Raw genomic sequence first — 3396 nt, forward strand, 5'->3', positions numbered from 1 at the left:
GCCCACGACACCCTCCCGACCGGCTAGAACGTGTGTTCGATTCTAGCGCCCGGAACCGGGTCGGGCAGGAGATATCCCCAGGTCAGCGACCTGTCCACACATCTCCGGACGGGCTTGCGTCGACACCCAGCGGGGGTTGAGAAGCCCCGACCAGCGTGGCGAGCTCGGTGCGGTTGGCCGCGCCCAGCTTGGCCAGCACGTTGCGCACGTGGCTCTCCACCGTCCGCTCGGAGAGCACCAGCTCCTCGGCGATCCGGCGGTTGGTCCACGCCCGCGCCACCAGGGTGGCGATCTCCCGCTCGCGGGCGGTCAGCGGGTCGGCCTCCCGGACCGCCCGGCCGGCCCGCGCGGCCAGCGCCTCGGCCCGCGCCCCGGGGCCGGGCATGCCCAGCCGCCGAGCCTCGGCGGCCGCTGCGCGGGCCAGGTCCCCGGCGCGGGCCAGGTCCCCGGCGCGGGCCAGGTCCCCGGCGCGGGCCAGGTCCCCGGCGCGGGCCACGTCGCGGCGGTCCGTGCGATCGAGCAGCACCCCGGCCAGCCCGACCCGGTCCAGCACGGCGGCCGGCCGCGCCCCGGTCGCCGTGTCGACCTCGAGCGCCTGCTCGAACCAGGCGACCGCCTCGTCGGGCCGGCCGCGCACCACCGCCAGCCGGGCGACCAGCGAGGCGTACGAGCCCTGGCAGTAGACCCCGGCCCCACCCGCCGCGTACGGCTCGCGGGCCAGCTGGCGGTGCAGCACCTCGGCGGCGGCGACGTCCCCGAACTCCTCGACCAGCGGCACCAGGTTGAGCGGGACCCCGCCGGAGGCGACGAAGTCCGGGTCGGCGAGCCGCTCCCGCAGCAGCTGGTACCGGGCCGCCGCGTCGTCCCGCCGGCCGCGCAGCAGGTCCACCAGCGCTCGGCTGACCAGGACGACGGGGACGTCCAGGGCCTGGTCGAGCGTCCGCAGCGTCTCGTCGTCCCACCCGGGGCCCCGGCCGGTCACCAGCGAGTGCTGCAGCCAGAAGGCGTCGGACAGGCCGACGGTCGACAGGTCGCCGGTCAGCTCGGTGGCGCCGATGCCGCGGGCCTCCTCGTTGAGCGCCACCGCGTCGTCGAACCGGCCGAGCAGAGCGGCCACGGACGCCCGGAGCCGCCGGTCGTGCCAGCGGACCATCGGCAACCGGGTGCTCGCGGCCAGCGCGGACACCCGGTCGAGCTCGTCGCGGACGACGTCCACGTCGCCGGTCTCCAGGCCGGCGTCGATGCGCCACTTGGCGCCCCACAGCTCGACCAGCGGCTGTCCCGTACCGGCCGCGTGCTCGATGGCCAGCCGGCCCAGGTCCATCCGCTCGGCCGCGGACAGGGCGGTGGGGCTGGCCTTCATCCGCGCGCGCACCGCGTCGAGGACCGCCTCGGAGTCCTCGCAGCCCCGGGCGAGGTCGAGGGCCGCCGCGGCGTTGGCCGCCGTCGCGCCCATCCGGCCCGCGTCGGCCTGGACCGACGCCAGCTGGGAGAGCAGCCGGGAGCGGAGCGCGGGGGAGCGCCCGCCGTCCACCGCCGCCAGCGCGCGCTCGCACAAGCGCACCAGCGCCGGCGGGAACTCCGGCGCACCCACGTCGTGCACGGCGAGCGTGGCGGAGGCCAGCAGCTCCGGGTCCCCGGCTGCGGCGTCGGACGCGGCGAGGGCGTGCTCCAGCGCGGCGTCGAAGCGGCCGGCGCGGAACTCCGCCGCCGCGAGCTCCACCAGCAGCCCGGCGTGCTCGGCCCGCTCCGCCCCGGCCCGCTGCCCGGCGTCCAGCGCCGTGGCGAGGAAGCGGGCGGCCTCGTCGAAGGCCAGCAGACGCGTGGCGGTCGCGGCGGCCCGCCGGGCCCACGTCGCCGCGCGGCGCAGGATCTCCTGCCCCGCGCCCGAGCGCAGCCAATGACCGACGACGAGCCCGGCGAGCGAGTCGTCCGCGGTGTCGCGGTCCCCGGCCAGCCGCTCCAGGGCCTCCGCCGCCCGCCGGTGCAGCTCCTCCCGGACGCTGGGCGCCAGGTCGGCGTAGACGGCGTCGCGGACGGCGGCGTGCGCGAAGCGCCGGCGGCCGGGGGCGTCGGGGACGGCGGTGAGCACCCCACCGCGGACGGCGGCGTCCAGGCCCGCCGCGACCTCGGCCGCCGGGCGCCCCGTCACTGCCACCAGCCGCGCCGCGTCGAGCTCCTCGCCGAGCACGGCGGCGGCGTCGAGCAGGTCGAGGGCGGCCGGCGGCAGCCCGGTGAGCGTGCTGCGCACGAGGGCTCGCAGCTCCGCCTCCGCGTCCGCGCCGGCGTCCGGGGACCGCGCGACCGCGCGGAGGTACAGCGGCACGCCGCCGCTGCGCCGGTGCACCGCCCGCACCACCTCGGGACCGGCGGCCTCGGGAGGGAGGTAGGCACGGACGTCGTCCTCGGTCAGCGGCGCCAGCCGCAGCACGCGGACGGCGGGCTCGCGCAGCAGGCCCGGCAGGGCCTCGTCCAGCGGCCGGCCGGTCCGGGCGCCGTCGGGCTCGCGGACGGTGCCGACGACGAGCAGCCGGGAGCGCGGCAGCTCGCCGGCCAGGTGCCGCAGCAGCCGCAAGGAGCTCTCGTCGGCCCAGTGCAGGTCCTCCAGGACGACGACCAGCCCGCCGCCGGCGGCGCAGTCGATCAGCGCGTCGGAGACGGCCGTAGCCAGCCCGAAGCGGGCGGCGTCCGGGTCCGCGCCGCCGCCGGCCCGGTAGACCTCCGCCAGCGCGCCGGCCACCGCCGCCGCGGCGGCCGGCAGCGCCCGCACGACCCGCCGCCACGGCCACAGCGGCGGCGCGCCGGGGTCGTCGACGCAGCGCCCCCACACCACCGGCACCGCGCCCGGCCGCCCGGCGCGGGCCAGCACCTCCTCGACCGTGCGGGTCTTGCCGATGCCGGCCGGCCCGGACAGCAGGACGAGGCCGCCGCTGCCCGCGGCGGTCGCGGCGATCCGCGCCGTCAGCTCGGCGAGCTCGGCGTCCCGGCCGACGAAGCGGCCGCCGTCCGGGGCCGCAGTCCCGGTGCCCACGGCGGGCAGTATCCGCGCGCGCGACGGCTCTGGATACCGTCCGCGCGGTTCCTCCGTACCGCGGTCCGGTGGTTCCACGGATGTCCGGCCCCCGCCGCGGCCGGATCGTTCTTCCCGACGGGACCGGAGCCGCCGGTCCCCGGAGGGGAGGCCCCCGTGTACGCCACCATCCACACCACCGCCGCACCGTCCGGCGCCGCCGGGACGGTCGTCCTCGCCGCCGCCGGCGACGACGGGACGACGACCGTCGCCCTCTGGCCCTAGTGCTACAGCCGCACTTCGTCGGCTGCACCCCTTCGAACGTAGTGACAGCGGCGGGCCCGGGCCTGGTGTCTGCGGCGCCAGAAGGACCAGCTCAGGACATG

1 protein-coding gene is annotated in these 3396 nt (G+C 78.8%); it reads right to left on the bottom strand.

The genetic code is table 11. The annotated features are described in order from the left end of the window. Positions 1-82: 82 nt before the first annotated feature. Positions 83-3031 (bottom strand): helix-turn-helix transcriptional regulator, encoded by a 2949-nt coding sequence (locus ACK586_RS25230; protein WP_409333284.1) that lies wholly within the window; start codon positions 3029-3031, stop codon positions 83-85. Positions 3032-3396: the final 365 nt, after the last annotated feature.

The organism is Trujillonella humicola, assembly GCF_046233715.1.
GTDB classification, from domain to species: domain Bacteria; phylum Actinomycetota; class Actinomycetes; order Mycobacteriales; family Geodermatophilaceae; genus Trujillonella; species Trujillonella humicola.